This window comes from Saccharopolyspora hordei (assembly GCF_013410345.1).
GTDB lineage: Bacteria > Actinomycetota > Actinomycetes > Mycobacteriales > Pseudonocardiaceae > Saccharopolyspora > Saccharopolyspora hordei.
This window is the reverse complement of sequence record NZ_JACCFJ010000001.1, coordinates 1,703,094-1,719,445: the sequence shown is the minus strand read 5'-3', so window position 1 is coordinate 1,719,445 and position 16,352 is coordinate 1,703,094. Positions and strand designations below refer to the sequence as shown.

Below are 16,352 nucleotides of genomic sequence, written 5' to 3'. Positions count from 1 at the left end.
CAGCACCGCCATCGGGCCGGGTGCGGCATCGATCCAGCAGCGCATGGGAACCTTCCTGCCACCCCAGGTAGCGGCATGGGAACCTTCCTGTCAGGTCGGCCTAGGCTGTCGGCATGGCTGTCCACCTGACGAAGATCTACACGCGGGCCGGTGACTCGGGCACGACCCGGCTGTCGGACAACTCCACGGTGCGCAAGACCGACCCGCGGTTGGTCGCCTACGCGGACGTGGACGAGACCAACTCGGTGCTCGGCGTGGCGCTGGCCACCGCGCAGCTCGACGAGGACGTCGTCGCGGTGCTCAAGGCCGTGCAGAACGACCTGTTCGACGTGGGCGCGGACCTGGCCACGCCGATCGCGGAGAACCCGAAGCACCCGCCGCTGCGGATCACCCAGGACTACGTGGACCGGCTCGAGGGCTGGTGCGACGAGTTCAACGCCCGGCTCGGCAAGCTGGACTCGTTCATCCTGCCCGGCGGCACTCCCGGCGGTGCGCTGCTGCACCAGGCGCGGTGCGTGGCCCGGCGGGCGGAGCGCTCGGCCTGGGCGCTGCAGGAAGCCGACGGCGAGCACACCTCCCCGCTGCCCGCGAAGTACCTGAACCGGCTGTCGGACCTGCTGTTCATCCTGGCGCGGGTGGCCAACCCGGACGGCGACGTGCTGTGGAAGCCGGGCGGGAACGCCTAGCTGAGCTCCTTGCCGAAGCACCGGCTCAGCGGGTCGTCCTGGTACACGCCGAACTTGTCGATCTCGACGTACCCGGCGGAGGCGTAGAGCCCGATCGCCTCCGGCTGGCGCACCCCCGTCTCGAGCACCATGCGCTTGCGGCCGGCCTCCGCGGCGGTCCGCTCCAGCTCCGCGAGCATCCGCCGCGCGAGGCCGGCCCCGCGCGCACCGGGCACGACGAACATCCGCTTGAGCTCGGCGTCCCCGTCCTGGAACCCCGGCTCGTCGCTGTCCTGGCTGCGCCAGCCGCCCGACACGACCGGGCGGCCGTCCAGGTAGCCGAGCAGGAACAGCCCGCGCGGCGGCCGGAACTCCGCCGGGTCGACCGGGGTGAGGTCCTCCTCGCCGTAGCGCTCGACGTACTCCTGCTGGAGGCTGTCGATCAGCACCCGGGAATCCGGGTGGTCGTAGTCGACGATCTCGATGCGCACTGACGCAGCCTACTGCGCAGGCAGGTGGATCAAGCCAGCGCTTTTTCGTACCAGTGCCGGGCGTACTCGTTGTCGTTGTAGGCCGGGATCTCCCGGTAGCCCGCCGACTCGTAGAGGGCGCGCGCCTCGCGGAGCTCGGACGCGGTGTCCAACCGGACCCGGTCGCAGCCCAGCTCCGTGGCGTGCTCCTCGAGCTCGCGGAGCAGCGCCCGGCCCGCGCCCCGGCCCCGCAGCTCCGGGGCGATCCACATGCGCCGGATCTCCCCGATGCCGTGCGGCTCGGTGCGCAGCGCGCCGCAGCCGAGGACCCGGCCCTCGTCGCGCACCACCAGGAACACCCCGTTGGGCGGGACGAAGTCGGTCTTCGCCGGCGGTGCGGCGCGGGAGGTGTCGAACCCGTTCGGGAAGCGGCGGTCCAGCTCGGCGACGTACGCGTCGAGCGCCCGCTGGGCGTCCGGGGTGTCGATGGGTTCGGGTTCGATCGTGAAACTGGCCTGCTTGCTCACGCCCCCAGTCTTTCGCCCTCGCGCGTTCACTTCCAGTTGCGCCGCCTTGGGGTGCGTAAAGTGGAGCTTCATGCTCGATCCCTCGCGGCTGCTCGTGCTGCTGGCGCTGCGCGAACACGGCAGCGTCACGCGGGCCGCCGACCAGCTCGGCCGGACCCCGCCCGCGGTGTCGCAGCAGCTCATCCGCCTGGAGGACGAAGTCGGCGCGCAGCTGGTCGAGCGGCTCCCACACGGGGTCCGCCTGACCCCGCTGGGCGTGCAGCTGGCCGAGCGAGCGGACCGGATCGCCGCGGCCCTGCGGGACGCCACCGACGACGCGCAGCGCTTCCGCGACGAGCACCGCAACCGGCTCCGCCTCGGCGCCTTCCCCACCGCCGGGCTCGCCCTGCTGCCCGAGGCGCTCACCGCGATGCGCCACCGCCACCCCGACGCGGAGCTGTCCGTGCTCGACCTCGGCCCGGCCGAGGGCATCGAGCGGGTCGCCGCGCACCGCCTGGACCTGGCCCTGGTCGGCGAGTACCACGAACCGCTGGAGGCGCCACCGGGCGTCCGCCTCGTGCACCTGCTCGACGACCCGGTCCACGCCGTGCTGCCCACCGGCCACCCGCTCGCCGAGGCCACCGCGCCGCGGCTCGCCGACTTCCGCGACGACACCTGGGCCGGCGCCCCGCTCCACCTGCCGAACCGCCGCCAGCTCGAAGCCGCCGCGCACGCCGAGGGCTTCACCCCGCGGGTGGCGTTCGAGTTCGAGTCCTACGCCGTGGCCGAAGCCGTGGTCTCCGCCGGGGTGGCGGTGTCGTTCATCCCCCGCCTGGCCATCACCGGCGCCCCCGGCACCACCCACCAGCCGCTCGCCTCCGGCCTGCACCGGCGCATCCACGCCGCGGTCCCGACCGACACCCGCCACGCGCCGCTGACCGACGTGTTCCTCCAGCTCCTCCACGACCTCAGCCGCGACACCGGCCTGGGGTGAGGATGGGAACCTTCCTGTCACGCCGGGGCCGTCACACCACGCCCTCTGACGTGAGCATGGGAACCTTCCTGCCATCCCCAGGCAGGAGGCGGCTGGTCCGCCGCTGGGACCCGGACGCCCGCATGACCGCTCCGCCGGGCGCGCGAGAGGCACCGGACGCAGCCCGACCGGTCCGCACCCGCCCGCCAGGCACTCCGTGCGGCACCCGCACCGACACGGCCAGCAACGAGAAGAACCCCCGGCACGTCTGCCGAGGGTTCTTCGTGAGGTCTTCAGGACGCCCAGGGGACCGAGCGGCCCGGTGGGGCGGACTCCAGCCAGGACAGGAACCCGGTCAGCGCGTCGACGCCCATCGCCAGCTCCAGCTCCGGGCCCCGGCCCGTCAGGTCGAGCACCGTCGCGCCCGGGGGCATCGCGTAGGACTCCGCGGCCGACGGCTCCCGCCGGCGGGCGATCTCCACGTCCCTGCGGTTGACCACCCAGTTCGGCCCGGACCGCAGGCTCAGCACCCGGTACCAGGCGAACTCCTCACCCCGGTAGTGCGCCACCCCGAGGTGCCAGCCCCGGCCACCGCTGTCCTTGTTGACGCGCAGCGCGACATCGATCCCGCCGACGCGCAGTTCCCGCAGCCGCCGCCACGCCAGCACCGCAACGACCAGGGCTGCCACCAGCAGCAGCCCCACCGCCACCACGAGCCACACGACCGGGGAACCCATGGGAGGCCCGGATCAGGCCGATTGGCCGGCGGCTCGCAATCGGCTCAACGCCCGCGTTCGATCCTGCTCGTCCGCGCTCTTGGCCTCCTCGCGGGCCTTCGCCACGTCGATCTCCTCGGCCAGCTCGGCGGACTCCGCCAGCACGCTCACCCCGTCGGCGGTGACCGACAAGAAGCCGCCGAACACCGCGGCGGTCACGGTCTCCTTGTCCGCGGTGGTGATGCGCACCACACCACCCTCGACCAGCTGGCCGAGCAGCGGCTCGTGCCCGGGCAGGATGCCGATCTCTCCCTCGGTGGTCTGCGCGACCACCGAGGTCGCCTCCCCGGACCACAGGCGGCGCTCGACGGCGACCAGTTGGACGGACATGTTGGCCACGCGCGTCTCCTTTGTCGGGTGTGTGCCCGCATTCTATCCGGTGCCACCAGGGCGATCGGGACCGGCCGGGCACGTGCTCGGTGACGAACGGGGCCGAGGCCGCCGCGGACCTCGACCCCGTTCACCAGTTCCTCGACGACCCCCGCGGGGGTCGTGGGCTCACTTCTCGGTGAGCTTCTTGTACGCCGCCTCGAGGTCGTCCAGACCACCGATGGACAGGAACGCCTGCTCCGGGTAGTGGTCGAAGTCGCCCTTGCACAGCCGGTCGAAGGCCTCGATGGTCTCCTTGACCGGGACGAAGGAGCCCTCCTGGCCGGTGAACTGCTTCGCCACGTAGAAGTTCTGCGACAGGTAGCGCTCGATGCGACGCGCCCGCTGCACCGTCACCTTGTCCTCTTCGGACAGCTCGTCCATACCGAGGATGGCGATGATGTCCTGCAGCTCCTTGTACTTCTGCAGGATCCGCTTGACCTCCTGGGCCACCCGGTAGTGCTCGTCGCCGACGATCGCCGGGTCGAGGATGGTGGAGGTGGAGGCCAGCGGGTCCACCGCCGGGTAGATGCCCTTCTGGGAGATCGCACGGGAGAGCTCCGTGGTCGCGTCCAGGTGGGCGAACGTGGTCGCCGGCGCCGGGTCGGTGTAGTCGTCCGCCGGCACGTAGATCGCCTGCATCGAGGTGATCGAACGACCCCGGGTGGAGGTGATGCGCTCCTGCAGCTCACCCATCTCGTCGGCCAGCGTCGGCTGGTAACCCACGGCGGACGGCATGCGGCCCAGCAGGGTCGACACCTCCTGGCCCGCCTGGGTGAACCGGAAGATGTTGTCGATGAACAGCAGCACGTCCTGGTGCTGGACGTCGCGGAAGTACTCCGCCATCGTCAGCGCGGACAGCGCCACCCGCATACGGGTCCCCGGCGGCTCGTCCATCTGACCGAACACCAGCGCGGTGTCGTCGAGGACGCCGGACTCGGACATCTCGACCCAGAGGTCGTTGCCCTCACGGGTGCGCTCGCCGACACCGGCGAACACCGAGGTACCACCGAAGTTCTTGGCGACCCGGCGGATCATCTCCTGGATGAGCACCGTCTTGCCCACACCGGCGCCGCCGAACAGACCGATCTTGCCGCCCTGCACGTACGGGGTCAGCAGGTCGATGACCTTGATGCCGGTCTCCAGCATCTCGGTCTTGCCCTCGAGCTGGTCGAAGCTCGGCGCCTTGCGGTGGATCTCCCACTTCTCGGCGTCGGACGCGTAGCCCGGCTCGTCCAGGCAGTCGCCCAGCGCGTTGAACACGTGGCCCTTGACCACGTCACCGACCGGCACCGAGATGCCCGCGCCGGTGTCGGTCACGGTCACGCCGCGCACCAGGCCCTGGGTGGGCTGCATCGAGATCGTCCGCACGACGCTGTCACCCAGGTGCTGGGCGACCTCCAGCGTCAGGGTCTTGGCCATGCCCTCCGCGGTGATGTCCACCTTGAGGGCGTTGTTCAAGTCCGGCACCTGGTCGCGCGGGAACTCGACGTCCACGACCGGGCCGAGCACCCGGACGACGCGGCCGGTGCCAGTGCTGGTGGCAGTAGCAGCAGTCATGTCACTCACTTCCTGCGGACGAGAGCGCCTCGACACCGCCGACGATCTCGCTGATTTCCTGGGTGATCTGGGCCTGGCGGGCCTGGTTGGCCTCGCGACTGAGGGTGCGGATCAACTCGTCCGCGTTGTCCGTCGCCGACTTCATCGCCGTGCGCCGGGCCGCGTGCTCGGCCGCCGCCGCGTCCAGCAGACCCGCGTAGAGCCGGGTCTTGATGTACTTCGGCAGCAGCGCGGCGAACAGCGTCTCGGCGTCCGGTTCGAACTCGTACGCGGACTTGAGCGTCTTCTGCTCCGGCTCGTCGGAGTACTCCACCTCGAGGGGAGCGATCCGCCGGACCGTCGGCCGCTGCGTGAGCATCGAGACGAACTCGGTGTGCACCAGGTGCAGCTCGTCCACGCCCAGCTTACCGTCCGGACCACCGTCGTCGAGGTAGTCGTCAGCACCCGCCAGGAAGGCCTTGACCAGCGTGTCGCCGATCTCGGCCGCATCGGAGTACTCGGGGCGATCGCTGAACCCGGTCCAGCTCGCCTCGATCTTGCGCTGCCGGAACCGGTAGTACGCCTCGCCCTTGCGGCCGATGACGTACAGCACCGGGTCCTTGCCCTGCTCGCGCAGCAGGGTCTGCAGCTCCTCCGCCGCCTTGATCACGTTGGCGTTGTAGCCGCCGCAGAAACCCCGGTCGCTGGTCACGACCAGCACGCCGGCGCGCTTCGGGTTGGTGCGTTCGGTCAGCAGCGGGTGGTCCAACGTGCTCACGTCGGCCAGCGCGGACAGGACGTTGGTGATCTCCGTGGCGTAGGGCCGCGAAGCCTCCACCCTGGCCTGCGCCTTCATGATGCGCGAGGTAGCGATCAGCTCCTGCGCCTTGGTGATCTTCCGGGTCGACTTGACCGACCGGATGCGGTTCCGGAGTTCCCGAAGTTGTGCCATGACGTTACTTCTTCGGCGCGGGTCGGTTGACCTTCACGGTCTCCTGGCCCACCTCGTCCTCGGCGAGCGCCTCGGCGTCCGGCTCGCTCGGCGCCGCGGAGCTGCCGTCGGAGGTGGTGAACTGCTTCTTGAACTCCTCGACCGCCTCCGCGATCGCCTTCTCACCGTCGTCGGACAGCTTGCCGGTCTCGACGATGTCCTTGAGCGTGGTCGCGTGACTCCGGCGCATGTGCGCGAGGAACTCGGCCTCGAAGCGGCGCACGTCGGCGACCGGGACGGAGTCCAGGTGCCCCCGGGTACCGATGAAGAGGGCGACGACCTCCTCCTCGACCGGCAGCGGCTCGCCCTGGCCCTGCTTGAGGACCTCCATCAGGCGGGCACCGCGGTCCAGCTGGGCCTTGGACGCGGCGTCCAGGTCGGAGGCGAAGGCCGCGAAGGCCTCCAGCTCCCGGTACTGGGCCAGGTCCAGACGCAGCGAACCGGTGATGTTCTTCATCGCCTTGATCTGCGCCGAACCACCGACACGCGACACCGAGATACCGACGTCGATGGCCGGCCGCTGACCGGAGTTGAACAGGTCCGACTGCAGGAAGCACTGGCCGTCGGTGATGGAGATGACGTTGGTCGGGATGTAGGCCGACACGTCGTTGGCCTTGGTCTCGATGATCGGCAGACCCGTCATCGAGCCGGCGCCCATCTCGTCGGACAGCTTCGCGCAGCGCTCCAGCAGGCGGGAGTGCAGGTAGAAGACGTCACCCGGGTAGGCCTCACGCCCCGGCGGACGACGCAGCAGCAGGGAGATCGCTCGGTACGCCTCGGCCTGCTTGGTCAGGTCGTCGAAAACGATCAGGACGTGCTTGCCCTGGTACATCCAGTGCTGACCGATGGCCGAGCCCGCGTAGGGCGCCAGCCACTTCAGACCCGGGGAGTCGGAGGCCGGGGCGGCGACGATGGTGGTGTACTCCATCGCGCCGGCGTCCTCCAGGGAGCGCTTCACGCCGGCGATCGTGGAGCCCTTCTGGCCGATCGCGACGTAGATGCAGCGGACCTGCTTGGTCGGGTCGCCGCTCTCCCAGTTGGCCTTCTGGTTGATGATCGTGTCGACCGCGACCGTGGTCTTGCCGGTCTTGCGGTCACCGATGATCAGCTGCCGCTGCCCGCGACCGATCGGGGTCATCGAGTCGATGGCCTTGATGCCGGTCTGCATCGGCTCGTGCACGCCCTTGCGCTGCACGACCGTGGCGGCCTGCAGCTCGAGCGCGCGGTTGCCCTCGGCGGCGATGTCACCGAGGCCGTCGATCGGCTCGCCGAGCGGGTTGACGACGCGGCCCAGGAAGCCGTCGCCGACCGGGACCGAGAGGACCTTGCCGGTCCGCTTGACCTCCTGGCCCTCCTCGATCTTGCCGGAGTCGCCCAGGATGACCGCACCGATCTCCTGAGCCTCCAGGTTCATCGCGACACCGTAGGTGCCACCGGGGAACTCCAGCAGCTCCTCGGTCATCACCGAAGGCAGACCCTCGACATGGGCGATGCCGTCACCGGTATCGGTGACGACCCCGACCTCCTCGCGGCTGACCTCCGGGGAGTAGCTGGAGACGTACTTCTCGATCGCACTGCGGATCTCGTCCGACGAGATCGTCAGCTCCGCCATGTCTCGTTCCTGCCCTCGGTTCGTTCGTGGAAGGGAGTTGGTGTTCGACGCCTGGTCCCCACGCACCCTCGGCTAGCTGGCCAGGTCGCGTCGCAGGGCCTTCAGGCGTCCCGTGATGCTGCCGTCGATGACCTCGTCTCCGACCTGGATCAGCAGCCCACCCTCGACCTCGGGGTCGACCTCGAGGTGCAGGGCGATCGGGCGTGCGTAGATCCGCTGCAGGGTGCGTGACAGCCGCTGCTGCTGCTCCTCGGTGAGCGGGATCGCAGAGCGGACGTGCGCCACCGAGCGCTCGCGGCGCTTCGCCGACAGCTCGGCGAGCTCCTCCAGCCCCTCGCTGACCCGGCCGCGCGGCCGGGTGACCAGCTGGCGGACCAACTGCAAGGTGATCGGCTCGACCTTCCCCGAGAGGAGCTGGTCGACCACCGCCTCCTTGCCTGCCGGGTCCCCGGTCGGGTCCGACAGCAGCCGCTCCAGGTCGACCTGGGAGCCGACGATGCGGCCCAGGCGGAACAGCTCGTCCTCGACGGCGTCGAGCCGGCCCGCCCGCTCGGCCTGCACCAGCAGCGCCGTGCGAGCCAACCGCTCCAGGCCGTTGACCAGGTCGTTCGCCCCGGACCACCGGGACCGGACGGCCTCGACGACCACCGGCAGCGACCGCGCACCGAGCTTGTCCGCCAACAACCCGCGGGCCAGGTCCTCCCTGGACTGCGGTTCGATGGAGGCGTCGGCGAGCGCCCGCCGCAGCGTGGACTCCCGGCCCAGCAGCGCGGCCACGCCGAACAGCTCGTCGGCGAGCTCGGTGATCTCCGCGGCCGACGCACCGTCGGTGGCCTGGAGCAACTGCAGCTCGGTGGCTGCGAGTGCCTCGCGGCTCGCGGCGTTCACGAGGGTGCTCAACTCTCAGCGCCTTTCACTCGGTTAGGCCTTGGAAGATTCCGCCGGGGCCGAGGTGGCCTCCAGCTCGTCCAGGAACCGGTCGACGGTCCCCCGGCGACGGGCCTCGTCCTCCAAGGACTCGCCGACGACCCGGCTGGCGAGCTCGACCGCCTGGCGGCCGAGCTCCGACCGCAGTTCGGCGACGATCTGCGCCCGCTGGTGCGCCAGCGCGGACTGGCCCTGGCTGATGATCCGCTCGGACTCGGCCTGGGCCTGGGCTCGCATCTCTTCCAGGATCTGCTGGCCTTCAGCACGGGCGTCGTCGCGGATCCGAGCCGCTTCCGCGCGGGCCTCGGCCAGCTGCGCCTTGTACTGCTCCAGCGTCCGCTGGGCCTCGGCCTGCGCGGCCTCGGCCTTGGCGATACCGCCCTCGATCCGCTCACTGCGCTCCGCGTAGACCTTCTCGAAGCGCGGGACCGCGTACTTCCAGAGCGCGAACAGCAGCAGCAAGAACGCGATCAGACCGACCACGATCTCCGCCGGTTCGGGGATGATCGGGTTGTGCTCGCCTTCCGCGGCCAGCAGCATCTGCGTCTTCACCACAACGTCTCCCAACGCGTTGAGCCGTTAACTCAGCCAGCGGAGGCGATGAAGTAGACGACCAGACCGATCAGCGCGAGCACCTCGACCAGAACGAAGGAGATCCAGGCGATGCCCTGCAGCTGGCCCTGGGCCTCCGGCTGGCGGGCGGTGCCGTTGATGACCGCGGCCCAGATCAGGCCCACGCCGACACCCGGGCCGATGGCGCCCAGGCCGTAGCCGATCGCGGCCAGACCGGGGTTGATGTTGGTCGCGGCCTCAGCTGCCTGCGCGAGAACGATGTTGCTCACTGTCACTACCTTTCACTCGGTCCGCTTCTCGGCGCGGATCGACAGGTCCTCTTGTGGAACGGAGATTCGTTGGTCAGTGGCCTTCGGACAGCGCCGCGCCGATGAAGCTCGCGGTCAGCAGCGCGAAGATGTACGCCTGCAGCACCTGGATCAGCGCCTCGACGAAGGTCAACGCGATCGCGAAGGCGAACCCGACGACGGAGACCGGCTTGAAGGCCGCGGTGGCCTCCATGAGCAGGTACTCACCGCCCAGGGTGAACACCAGCAGGATCAGGTGGCCGGCGAACATCGCGGCGAACACCCGGATCGCGAGCGCGGCCGGCTGCGCGATGAACTTCTGGAACAGCTCGATCGGCGACAGCAAGACGTAGATCGGCTTCGGCACGCCGGGCGGGAACATGATGTGCTTGAAGTAACCCAGGAAGCCGTGCCGGGCGAACCCGACCCCGTGCATCACCAGGTACACCATGAGCGCCAGCGCGATCGGGAAGCCGATGCGCGACATCGTCGGGAACTGGATGAACGGGATGATGCCGAAGATGTTGTTCACCAGGATGAAGGTGAACAGCGTGAAGATCAGCGGCACGAACGGACGGAAGTCCTTCGCCCCGATGTGTTCCCGCGCGATCTTGTTGCGGCTGAACTCGTAGATGAACTCCGCGACGAACTGCCCCTTGCCCGGGACCAGCTTCAGGTTCCGGGTGGCGATCACGAAGTAGGCGCCCACGATGATCGCCGAGAGCACGACGAGGAGCATCGGCTTGGTGACTCCGCCGAAGATCGGCGGAAGGACAAAGCTATCGGCACCCGGCGGCTGGAATGTTCCGCCCTCGGCCAGCATCAGCGCGCCCAACTGGGCTCCTTCCGGTTCTCCCGGTGGTCTTCACTCTGCCGGGGGAATCGTCACGTTTTGCACTTAACGTACCTGATACGCGATCCGGCACGCGGAGGGCCCTCCCCACCGCGGGCCGACCTCGGGCCTCCGGGCTCCCCGGCCCGCCGCTGCGCAGGGAGGAAACTGCGCGGCTGACGATACCAGCGGGTAAGTAGGGACCCGACATGTGGTCGGTCACTCTCGACGGTTCCTCCGTTGGGGGCACCACCACTGCGCCGACCAGGTCAGTTCTCCGGGATGATGGTGGGGGTCCTGGTGCGCTTGAAGGCCACCACCTCGGCGCCCGCCCACACCAGCACCGTCGCCAGCATGGTGAACGCCAGCGACTCCCGGTGCAGTGCCTCGACCCCGCCGAGCAGCGTCATCACCACCAGCAGCACGAGCATCTTGCCGACGTAGCCGCCCAGCGCGGCGACCATCACGAAGTGCGGGCTCATGCCGCCGGTGAAGCGCATCAACCAGATCGTCAGCAGCGACGAGCCGAACGCCACGACGCCGCCGACCAGCGCACCGAACAGGCCCGACGCACCGACCAGCGCGGTGGCCACGACAGCCCCGACCACCACCGTCACGACGCCCGGCCAGATCGCGGTGCGCAGCATCGCCGAGGCGAGCCGGCGCACGGAAGCGGCGTGCGGGTTCTCGCTCGCCGGAGTGGTGGTGTCGCTCATCAGGACTCTCGTTCAGCTCGGGCTCTCATTCGCGGAATCACCGAGATGATAGCCGCCAGCAGCACCATGAGGCCTGCGACCCAGGCCACGACGACCGGGTTGAACAGCGTCAACGACACCGCGCCGAAGGAGATGACCGCTGCCCACAGGTAGATCAGCAGCACCGCGCGGCGCTGCGAGTGCCCGATCTCCAGCAGCCGGTGGTGCAGGTGCATCTTGTCGGCGTGGAACGGGCTCTTGCCGGCCTTGGTGCGCCGCACCACCGCCATGATCAGGTCCAGCAGCGGCACGAACAGCACCGCGGCGACCACCAGCAGCGGGGACAGCAGCGCGATCGTGTCGGTCGGGTCCGCGTCCGGGTAGTTCAGCAGCCGACCGGAGGCCGAGGTGCTGGCGGTGGCCAGCATCAGCCCGATCAGCATCGACCCGGAGTCGCCCATGAACAGCCGGGCGGGCTGGAAGTTGTACGGCAGGAAGCCGAGGCAGGCCCCGGCGATGGCGGCCGCGATGAGCGCCGGCGGGTAGGCGTTGACGTCCCCGTTCTGCCGGTCCAGCATGCCCAGGCAGAACACGAACGTGGCCGTCGCGGAGATCAAGCCGATCCCGGAGGCCAGCCCGTCGAGGCCGTCGACGAAGTTCATCGCGTTGATCATCGCCACGGTGAGCAGCACCGTCAGCAGCTGGCCCTGGTTGCTGCTGAACACCAGCGTCTGGCCCACCGAGCCCTCGACGCCGCCCCAGGGCACCCACAGCACGAACCACTGCACCCCGGCGATCACCAGCACCCCGGCCGCGGTGACCTGCCCGGCGAGCTTGGTCAGCGAGTCCAGCTCGAAGCGGTCGTCCAGGGCGCCCACGAGCACGATCAGCCCGCCCGCCACGACCGCCGCCCAGGCGTCGTTGGAGTAGGTGAAGCCGCGGGAGAGCGCGGGCAGGTTGGACGCGAGGAAGATCGCCGCCAGCACCCCGCCGTACATCGCCACACCGCCCATCCGCGGCATCGGCTCGACGTGCACGTCACGGTGCCGCGGGTAGGCCACGGCGCCGACCCGGATCGCCAGCAGGCGCACCAACCCGGTCAGCAGGAACGTGGTCGCCGCAGCGGTGAGCAGGACCAGCAAGTACTCGCGGGCGGGAAGCCCGGCCGGAGCCCACGGTGCGTTGTCCATACCGGTCGCTCACACACCCCGTCGCGGGTCGCCGACGCTCAGCCCCAGGAAAGGAAGACTCAACCCAGCGCTCCTCATCGCTCTCCACGTGGCGGATCCGCGCCTCACGTTATCGGCCGCCGTCGCGCCCCCGGTCACCGGTCCTCGACCGGGGTCACCAGTCCGCTCCCAGGTCCACCCCGAGCACTTCGGACAGCTCCGCCCGGCTCACCGCGCCCTCCCGCAGGATCCGCGGCGCGCCCTGGGTGAGGTCGACGATGGTGGAGGCCACCGGCTCCCCGGACGGCCCGCCGTCCAGGTAGACCTGCACCGAGTCGCCCAGCTGCTCGCGCGCCTCGGCGACGCTGGAGGCCGGCGCCTGACCGCTGCGGTTCGCGCTCGAGACGGCCATCGGGCCGACCTCGCGCAGCAGGTCCAGGGCCACCGGGTGCAGCGGCATCCGCAGGTTCACCGTGCCGCGGGTCTCGCCCAGGTCCCAGTTCAGCGACGGCGCCTGCGGCAGCACCAGCGACAGCCCGCCCGGCCAGAACGCCTCGATCAGCGTCCGCGCCTGCTGCGGGACCGACATCACCAGCCCATCCACAGTGGACCACGAGCCGACCAGCACCGGCACCGGCATGTCCGGGCCGCGGCCCTTCGCCGCCAGCAGCGCGCGGACCGCGTTCGCGTCGAACGCGTCCGCACCGATGCCGTAGACCGTGTCGGTCGGCAGCACGACCAGCCCACCGGCGCGAACGATGCCCGCCGCGGCGGCCAGGCCCTGCTCGCGGCTGTCCGGGGTAGTGCAGTCATAGACGGTGCTCACACCCCGATCCTGGCACGCCCCGCAGCACCGCCTGCACGCGCACCGAGTGGTACCGGAGATGATCGTCCGGGACGATGCGCTGCGAGTAACGCCGCGACGCCGGACCAAGATCCGTTCAACGAGCTCGCGGGCACGGCGGTGCCGGGCGGCACCCGAGAGTCCGCCGCCAGCGGGCAGCACGCAGATCGAACGCGAGGAGAGAGCGAGAACATGACCGCCCCACCCCAGGGTGTCGAGGTCGACCACATCGAGTTCCCGGCGGGCCGGGTCCGCTTCTTCCGGGCCGGCAGCAGCGGCCCGGCGATCGTCCTGCTGCACGGCGGCGGCCCGGACAACGCGTTGATCAGCTGGCGCCACGCCATCGGGGTGCTGGCCGCCGACCACCGCGTCTTCGTCCCCGACCTGCCCGGGCAGGGCGGCAGCATGCCGTGGCGGGGGCGCGCCAACCAGCGCACCTTCGAGGAGGTCCTGCGCTGGCTGCTCGACGCCTGGCAGGTGCCGCAGGCGGTGCTCGTGGGGCTGTCGATGGGCGGCAGCATCGCCGCCGGGTTCGCGCTGCGCAACCCGCAGCGGGTGCGCGGACTGGTGCTCGTGGACAGCACCGGGCTGCAGCACCGGCTGGAGCGGCACCTGCTCGTCCACCTGGCGCTGCGCGCCCGCTTCGTCGGCCCGCTGGCGGCGAAGTTGTTGCGGCTCAACCGGTCCCTGGTGCGCGCGGTGCTGACGAAGCTGTTCTTCACCGGCGGGCGCGGGGTGCACGACCTGGAGTCCATCGTCGACGAGGTGATCGCCGAATCCCGCGCCCGCGGTTCGGTGTTCGCCGACTGGCACGCCGACGCGGTCGGCCGCTCGTCGATGCGCATCAACCACCTGCCCCACCTCGGCCAGCTGCAGTGCCCGGTGATGGTGGTGCACGGCGAGCGCGACGCCATCGTCCCGGTGCAGGCCGCCCGCGACGCGGCCGCGGCGATCCCCGGTGCGACGCTGCGCGTGCTCCCCGAGGCGGGCCACTGGCCCAACCGCGAGCGCCCGACCGAGTTCAACGCCGTGTTGCGCGAGTTCGTCAACGCCCACCGGTGAGGCGAGGATGGGAACCTTCCTGTCACGCCCCGCGCGGGACGGCACCCGCCTGACGTGAGGAAGGGAACCTTCCTGTCACTCCGGGCGGGTGCGGCGGGCGGTGGCGAAGCGGGGGCGACCGGCCAGGTCGGTGTGGTCCTCGACGTCGGTGAGCACGCGGCGGGCGCGCAGCAGGGCGGGCACCGAGCCGCCGTGGGTGTCGTCGTGCTCGATCGCCACCCCGCCGCCGGGCCGGAGCAGGCGGGCCGCGCAGCCGACCACGTGGCGCACCACGTCCAGCCCGTCGCGCCCGCCGAACACCGCCTCGTGCGGGTCGTGGTCGCCGACCTCCGGCGGCACCGGGGTGCCGTCCGGGACGTACGGCGGGTTGCACACCACCAGGTCGACCAGGCCCTCCAGCTCCATGAACAGCCGCGGGTCGGTGACGTCCCCGGAGTACAGCCGGATGGGGGTGTCCCCGGCCTGCGCCCGCTGGTCAGCGTTGCGGCGGGCCCAGGACAGCGCGGTCGGGTCCTTCTCCACCGCGTGCACCTCGGCGTCCGGGCGCGCGTGGGCCAGCGCCAGCGCCAGCGCCCCGGACCCGGTGCACAGGTCCACCACGACCGGCCGCTCGACGCCGTCGAGGACGCTCTCGCCCCAGGCCAGCAGCAGCTCGGTCTCGGGGCGGGGCACGAACACGCCCGGCCCCACGGACAGCGTCACCGCGCCGAGCGAGGCGTGGCCGGTGAGGTGCTGGAGCGGGACGCGGGCGGCGCGGCGGCTCACCAGGTCGTGCAGGGCCTCGACCACCGGTGGGTCCACCAGCGGCACCATCATCAGCTTGGTCCGCTCCACCCCGAGCAGGTGCGCGGCCAGCAGCTCGGCGTCGGTCCGCGGGCTCGCCACACCCGCTGCGGCGAGCGTGCGTTCCGCTTCGAGGATGGCCAGGCGCAGGGGCTGTCGGGTCACGTCGACAGCTTAGAGCGCCAGGCGTTCCTGCCGGTCGGCGGCGATGAGCGCCGCGATGACGGCGTCCAGGTCACCGTCGAGGACCTGGTCCAGGTTGTAGGCCTTGTAGTTCACCCGGTGGTCGGAGATCCGGTTCTCCGGGAAGTTGTAGGTGCGGACCCGCTCGGACCGGTCCACGGTGCGCACCTGGCTGCGCCGCGCCTCCGACGCCTCCCGCTCGGCCTCCTCCTCCGCGAGGGCCTGCAGGCGGGCCTTGAGCACCTGGATGGCGCGCTGCTTGTTCTGCAGCTGCGACTTCTCGTTCTGGCAGGACACCACGATGCCGGTCGGCAGGTGGGTGACGCGCACCGCCGAGTCGGTGGTGTTCACGCTCTGCCCGCCGGGACCGGAGGACCGGTAGACGTCGATGCGCAGGTCCTTCTCGTCGACCTCGACCTCCACCTCCTCGGGCTCGGGGTACACCAGCACCCCGGCCGCCGAGGTGTGCACCCGGCCCTGCGACTCGGTCACCGGCACCCGCTGCACGCGGTGCACGCCGCCCTCGAACTTCAGCTGCGACCACACCCCGTCGGGGCTGGTGTCGCCGGGCGCGGCCTTGATGGCGACCGTGGCGTCCTTGTAGCCGCCGAGCTCGGACTCGGTGGCGTCGAGCACCTCGGCCCGCCAGCCCCGCCGCTCGGCGAACCGCAGGTACATGCGCAGCAGGTCGCCGGCGAACAGCGCGGACTCCTCGCCGCCCTCCCCCGACTTGACCTCCAGCAGCACGTCGGAGCCGTCGTGCGGGTCGCGCGGCAGCAGCAGCTCGGTGAGCTTGGCCTCCAGCGCGGGCAGCTGCTCGGCCAGCTTCTCGGCCTCCTCGGCGAACGAGGAGTCCTCCGCGGCGAACTCGCGGGCGGCCTCCAGGTCGGAGCGCGCCTGGTCGAGCTCGCGCGCGGTGCGCACGATCGGGGTCAGCTCCGCGTAGCGGCGGCCGAGCTTGCGGGCCTTCGCCTGGTCGGCGTGCACCCCGGGATCGGCCAGCTGCTGCTCCAGCTCCTGGTACTCGGCGAGCAGCGCTTCGAGCTTCGACGTCTCCACTGGCAGATCCTCTTCACTGGCTGGGCGGACAGGACAA

General features: G+C 70.7%; 19 protein-coding genes. 3 read left to right on the top strand and 16 right to left on the bottom strand.

Annotation, left to right across the window (positions count from 1 at the left end):
* Nucleotides 1-113: 113 nt before the first annotated feature.
* Nucleotides 114-686, top strand: coding sequence for a cob(I)yrinic acid a,c-diamide adenosyltransferase (locus HNR68_RS08110; protein ID WP_179719151.1), 573 nt, complete (start codon nt 114-116; stop codon nt 684-686).
* Here the strand turns inward: HNR68_RS08110 and HNR68_RS08105 are convergent.
* Together HNR68_RS08105 and HNR68_RS08100 are read right to left on the bottom strand one after the other, a co-directional pair.
* The gene (locus tag HNR68_RS08105) at nt 683-1,156 is read right to left on the bottom strand and encodes a GNAT family N-acetyltransferase (RefSeq protein WP_179719149.1); all 474 of its coding nucleotides are present in this window, start codon (nt 1,154-1,156) and stop codon (nt 683-685) included. The genes HNR68_RS08110 and HNR68_RS08105 overlap by 4 nt on opposite strands.
* Nucleotides 1,157-1,185: 29 nt before the next feature.
* Nucleotides 1,186-1,662: a GNAT family N-acetyltransferase gene (locus HNR68_RS08100; RefSeq protein ID WP_343049995.1), complete on the bottom strand. Its 477-nt coding sequence runs from the start codon at nt 1,660-1,662 to the stop codon at nt 1,186-1,188.
* Nucleotides 1,663-1,732: 70 nt separating this feature from the next.
* Between HNR68_RS08100 and HNR68_RS08095 the strand changes: the two genes are divergently transcribed.
* Nucleotides 1,733-2,635, top strand: a complete 903-nt coding sequence (locus HNR68_RS08095) for a LysR family transcriptional regulator (protein WP_179719145.1) — start codon at nt 1,733-1,735, stop codon at nt 2,633-2,635.
* A 272-nt stretch (nt 2,636-2,907) separates the two neighbouring features.
* On the opposite strand, the gene HNR68_RS08090 is transcribed toward HNR68_RS08095, so the two are convergent.
* The 12 genes from HNR68_RS08090 to HNR68_RS08035 form a co-directional block, all read right to left on the bottom strand.
* Entirely contained in the window at nt 2,908-3,351 is a 444-nt protein-coding gene (locus tag HNR68_RS08090; RefSeq protein ID WP_179719143.1) for a DUF2550 domain-containing protein, read from the bottom strand.
* A 12-nt stretch (nt 3,352-3,363) separates the two neighbouring features.
* Nucleotides 3,364-3,729 (bottom strand): F0F1 ATP synthase subunit epsilon, encoded by a 366-nt coding sequence (locus HNR68_RS08085; protein WP_179719141.1) that lies wholly within the window; start codon nt 3,727-3,729, stop codon nt 3,364-3,366.
* A gap of 159 nt (nt 3,730-3,888) precedes the next feature.
* The gene (atpD, locus tag HNR68_RS08080; protein ID WP_179719139.1) at nt 3,889-5,319 is read right to left on the bottom strand and encodes a F0F1 ATP synthase subunit beta; all 1,431 of its coding nucleotides are present in this window, start codon (nt 5,317-5,319) and stop codon (nt 3,889-3,891) included.
* 1 nt (nt 5,320) lies between these two features.
* Nucleotides 5,321-6,250 (bottom strand): F0F1 ATP synthase subunit gamma, encoded by a 930-nt coding sequence (locus tag HNR68_RS08075; RefSeq protein WP_179719137.1) that lies wholly within the window; start codon nt 6,248-6,250, stop codon nt 5,321-5,323.
* Between the two features lie 4 nt (nt 6,251-6,254).
* Complete coding sequence (gene atpA / locus HNR68_RS08070) at nt 6,255-7,901, bottom strand: F0F1 ATP synthase subunit alpha (protein ID WP_179719135.1); 1,647 nt, start codon at nt 7,899-7,901, stop codon at nt 6,255-6,257.
* 72 nt (nt 7,902-7,973) lie between these two features.
* Nucleotides 7,974-8,801: a F0F1 ATP synthase subunit delta gene (locus HNR68_RS08065; protein ID WP_179719133.1), complete on the bottom strand. Its 828-nt coding sequence runs from the start codon at nt 8,799-8,801 to the stop codon at nt 7,974-7,976.
* A gap of 21 nt (nt 8,802-8,822) precedes the next feature.
* Nucleotides 8,823-9,380 carry a F0F1 ATP synthase subunit B gene (locus tag HNR68_RS08060; protein WP_179724768.1) on the bottom strand — a complete coding sequence of 186 codons (558 nt, stop codon included), beginning with the start codon at nt 9,378-9,380 and terminating at the stop codon, nt 8,823-8,825.
* Between the two features lie 32 nt (nt 9,381-9,412).
* Nucleotides 9,413-9,670, bottom strand: coding sequence for an ATP synthase subunit c family protein (locus tag HNR68_RS08055; RefSeq protein ID WP_179719131.1), 258 nt, complete (start codon nt 9,668-9,670; stop codon nt 9,413-9,415).
* A 73-nt stretch (nt 9,671-9,743) separates the two neighbouring features.
* Nucleotides 9,744-10,523 (bottom strand): F0F1 ATP synthase subunit A, encoded by a 780-nt coding sequence (gene atpB, locus HNR68_RS08050; RefSeq protein WP_179719129.1) that lies wholly within the window; start codon nt 10,521-10,523, stop codon nt 9,744-9,746.
* Between the two features lie 266 nt (nt 10,524-10,789).
* A complete protein-coding gene (locus tag HNR68_RS08045; protein ID WP_179719127.1) occupies nt 10,790-11,236 on the bottom strand; it encodes a Cg1360 family ATP-synthase-associated protein in 447 nt (148 codons plus the stop codon).
* Nucleotides 11,236-12,405, bottom strand: coding sequence for a glycosyltransferase family 4 protein (locus HNR68_RS08040; protein WP_179719125.1), 1,170 nt, complete (start codon nt 12,403-12,405; stop codon nt 11,236-11,238). The genes HNR68_RS08045 and HNR68_RS08040 overlap by 1 nt, the downstream gene beginning before the upstream one ends.
* A gap of 154 nt (nt 12,406-12,559) precedes the next feature.
* Nucleotides 12,560-13,210: an L-threonylcarbamoyladenylate synthase gene (locus HNR68_RS08035; RefSeq protein WP_179719123.1), complete on the bottom strand. Its 651-nt coding sequence runs from the start codon at nt 13,208-13,210 to the stop codon at nt 12,560-12,562.
* Between the two features lie 210 nt (nt 13,211-13,420).
* Between HNR68_RS08035 and HNR68_RS08030 the strand changes: the two genes are divergently transcribed.
* Complete coding sequence (locus HNR68_RS08030; protein ID WP_179719121.1) at nt 13,421-14,290, top strand: alpha/beta fold hydrolase; 870 nt, start codon at nt 13,421-13,423, stop codon at nt 14,288-14,290.
* Between the two features lie 75 nt (nt 14,291-14,365).
* Here the strand turns inward: HNR68_RS08030 and prmC are convergent, their stop codons facing one another.
* Both prmC and prfA read right to left on the bottom strand, forming a co-directional pair.
* The gene (gene prmC / locus HNR68_RS08025) at nt 14,366-15,238 is read right to left on the bottom strand and encodes a peptide chain release factor N(5)-glutamine methyltransferase (protein ID WP_179719119.1); all 873 of its coding nucleotides are present in this window, start codon (nt 15,236-15,238) and stop codon (nt 14,366-14,368) included.
* Between the two features lie 9 nt (nt 15,239-15,247).
* A complete protein-coding gene (prfA, locus tag HNR68_RS08020) occupies nt 15,248-16,315 on the bottom strand; it encodes a peptide chain release factor 1 (protein WP_179719117.1) in 1,068 nt (355 codons plus the stop codon).
* Nucleotides 16,316-16,352: the final 37 nt, after the last annotated feature.

Excerpts from the sequence above, each read along its gene's own strand:
- HNR68_RS08110 (WP_179719151.1), top strand. The coding sequence starts at position 114 with ATGGCTGTCCACCTGACGAAGATCTACACGCGGGCCGGTGACTCGGGC.
- HNR68_RS08095 (WP_179719145.1), top strand. The coding sequence starts at position 1,733 with ATGCTCGATCCCTCGCGGCTGCTCGTGCTGCTGGCGCTGCGCGAACAC.
- HNR68_RS08090 (WP_179719143.1), bottom strand. The coding sequence starts at position 3,351 with ATGGGTTCCCCGGTCGTGTGGCTCGTGGTGGCGGTGGGGCTGCTGCTG.
- atpD (WP_179719139.1), bottom strand. The coding sequence starts at position 5,319 with ATGACTGCTGCTACTGCCACCAGCACTGGCACCGGCCGCGTCGTCCGG.
- HNR68_RS08075 (WP_179719137.1), bottom strand. The coding sequence starts at position 6,250 with ATGGCACAACTTCGGGAACTCCGGAACCGCATCCGGTCGGTCAAGTCG.
- atpA (WP_179719135.1), bottom strand. The coding sequence starts at position 7,901 with ATGGCGGAGCTGACGATCTCGTCGGACGAGATCCGCAGTGCGATCGAG.
- HNR68_RS08045 (WP_179719127.1), bottom strand. The coding sequence starts at position 11,236 with ATGAGCGACACCACCACTCCGGCGAGCGAGAACCCGCACGCCGCTTCC.
- HNR68_RS08040 (WP_179719125.1), bottom strand. The coding sequence starts at position 12,405 with ATGGACAACGCACCGTGGGCTCCGGCCGGGCTTCCCGCCCGCGAGTAC.
- HNR68_RS08030 (WP_179719121.1), top strand. The coding sequence starts at position 13,421 with ATGACCGCCCCACCCCAGGGTGTCGAGGTCGACCACATCGAGTTCCCG.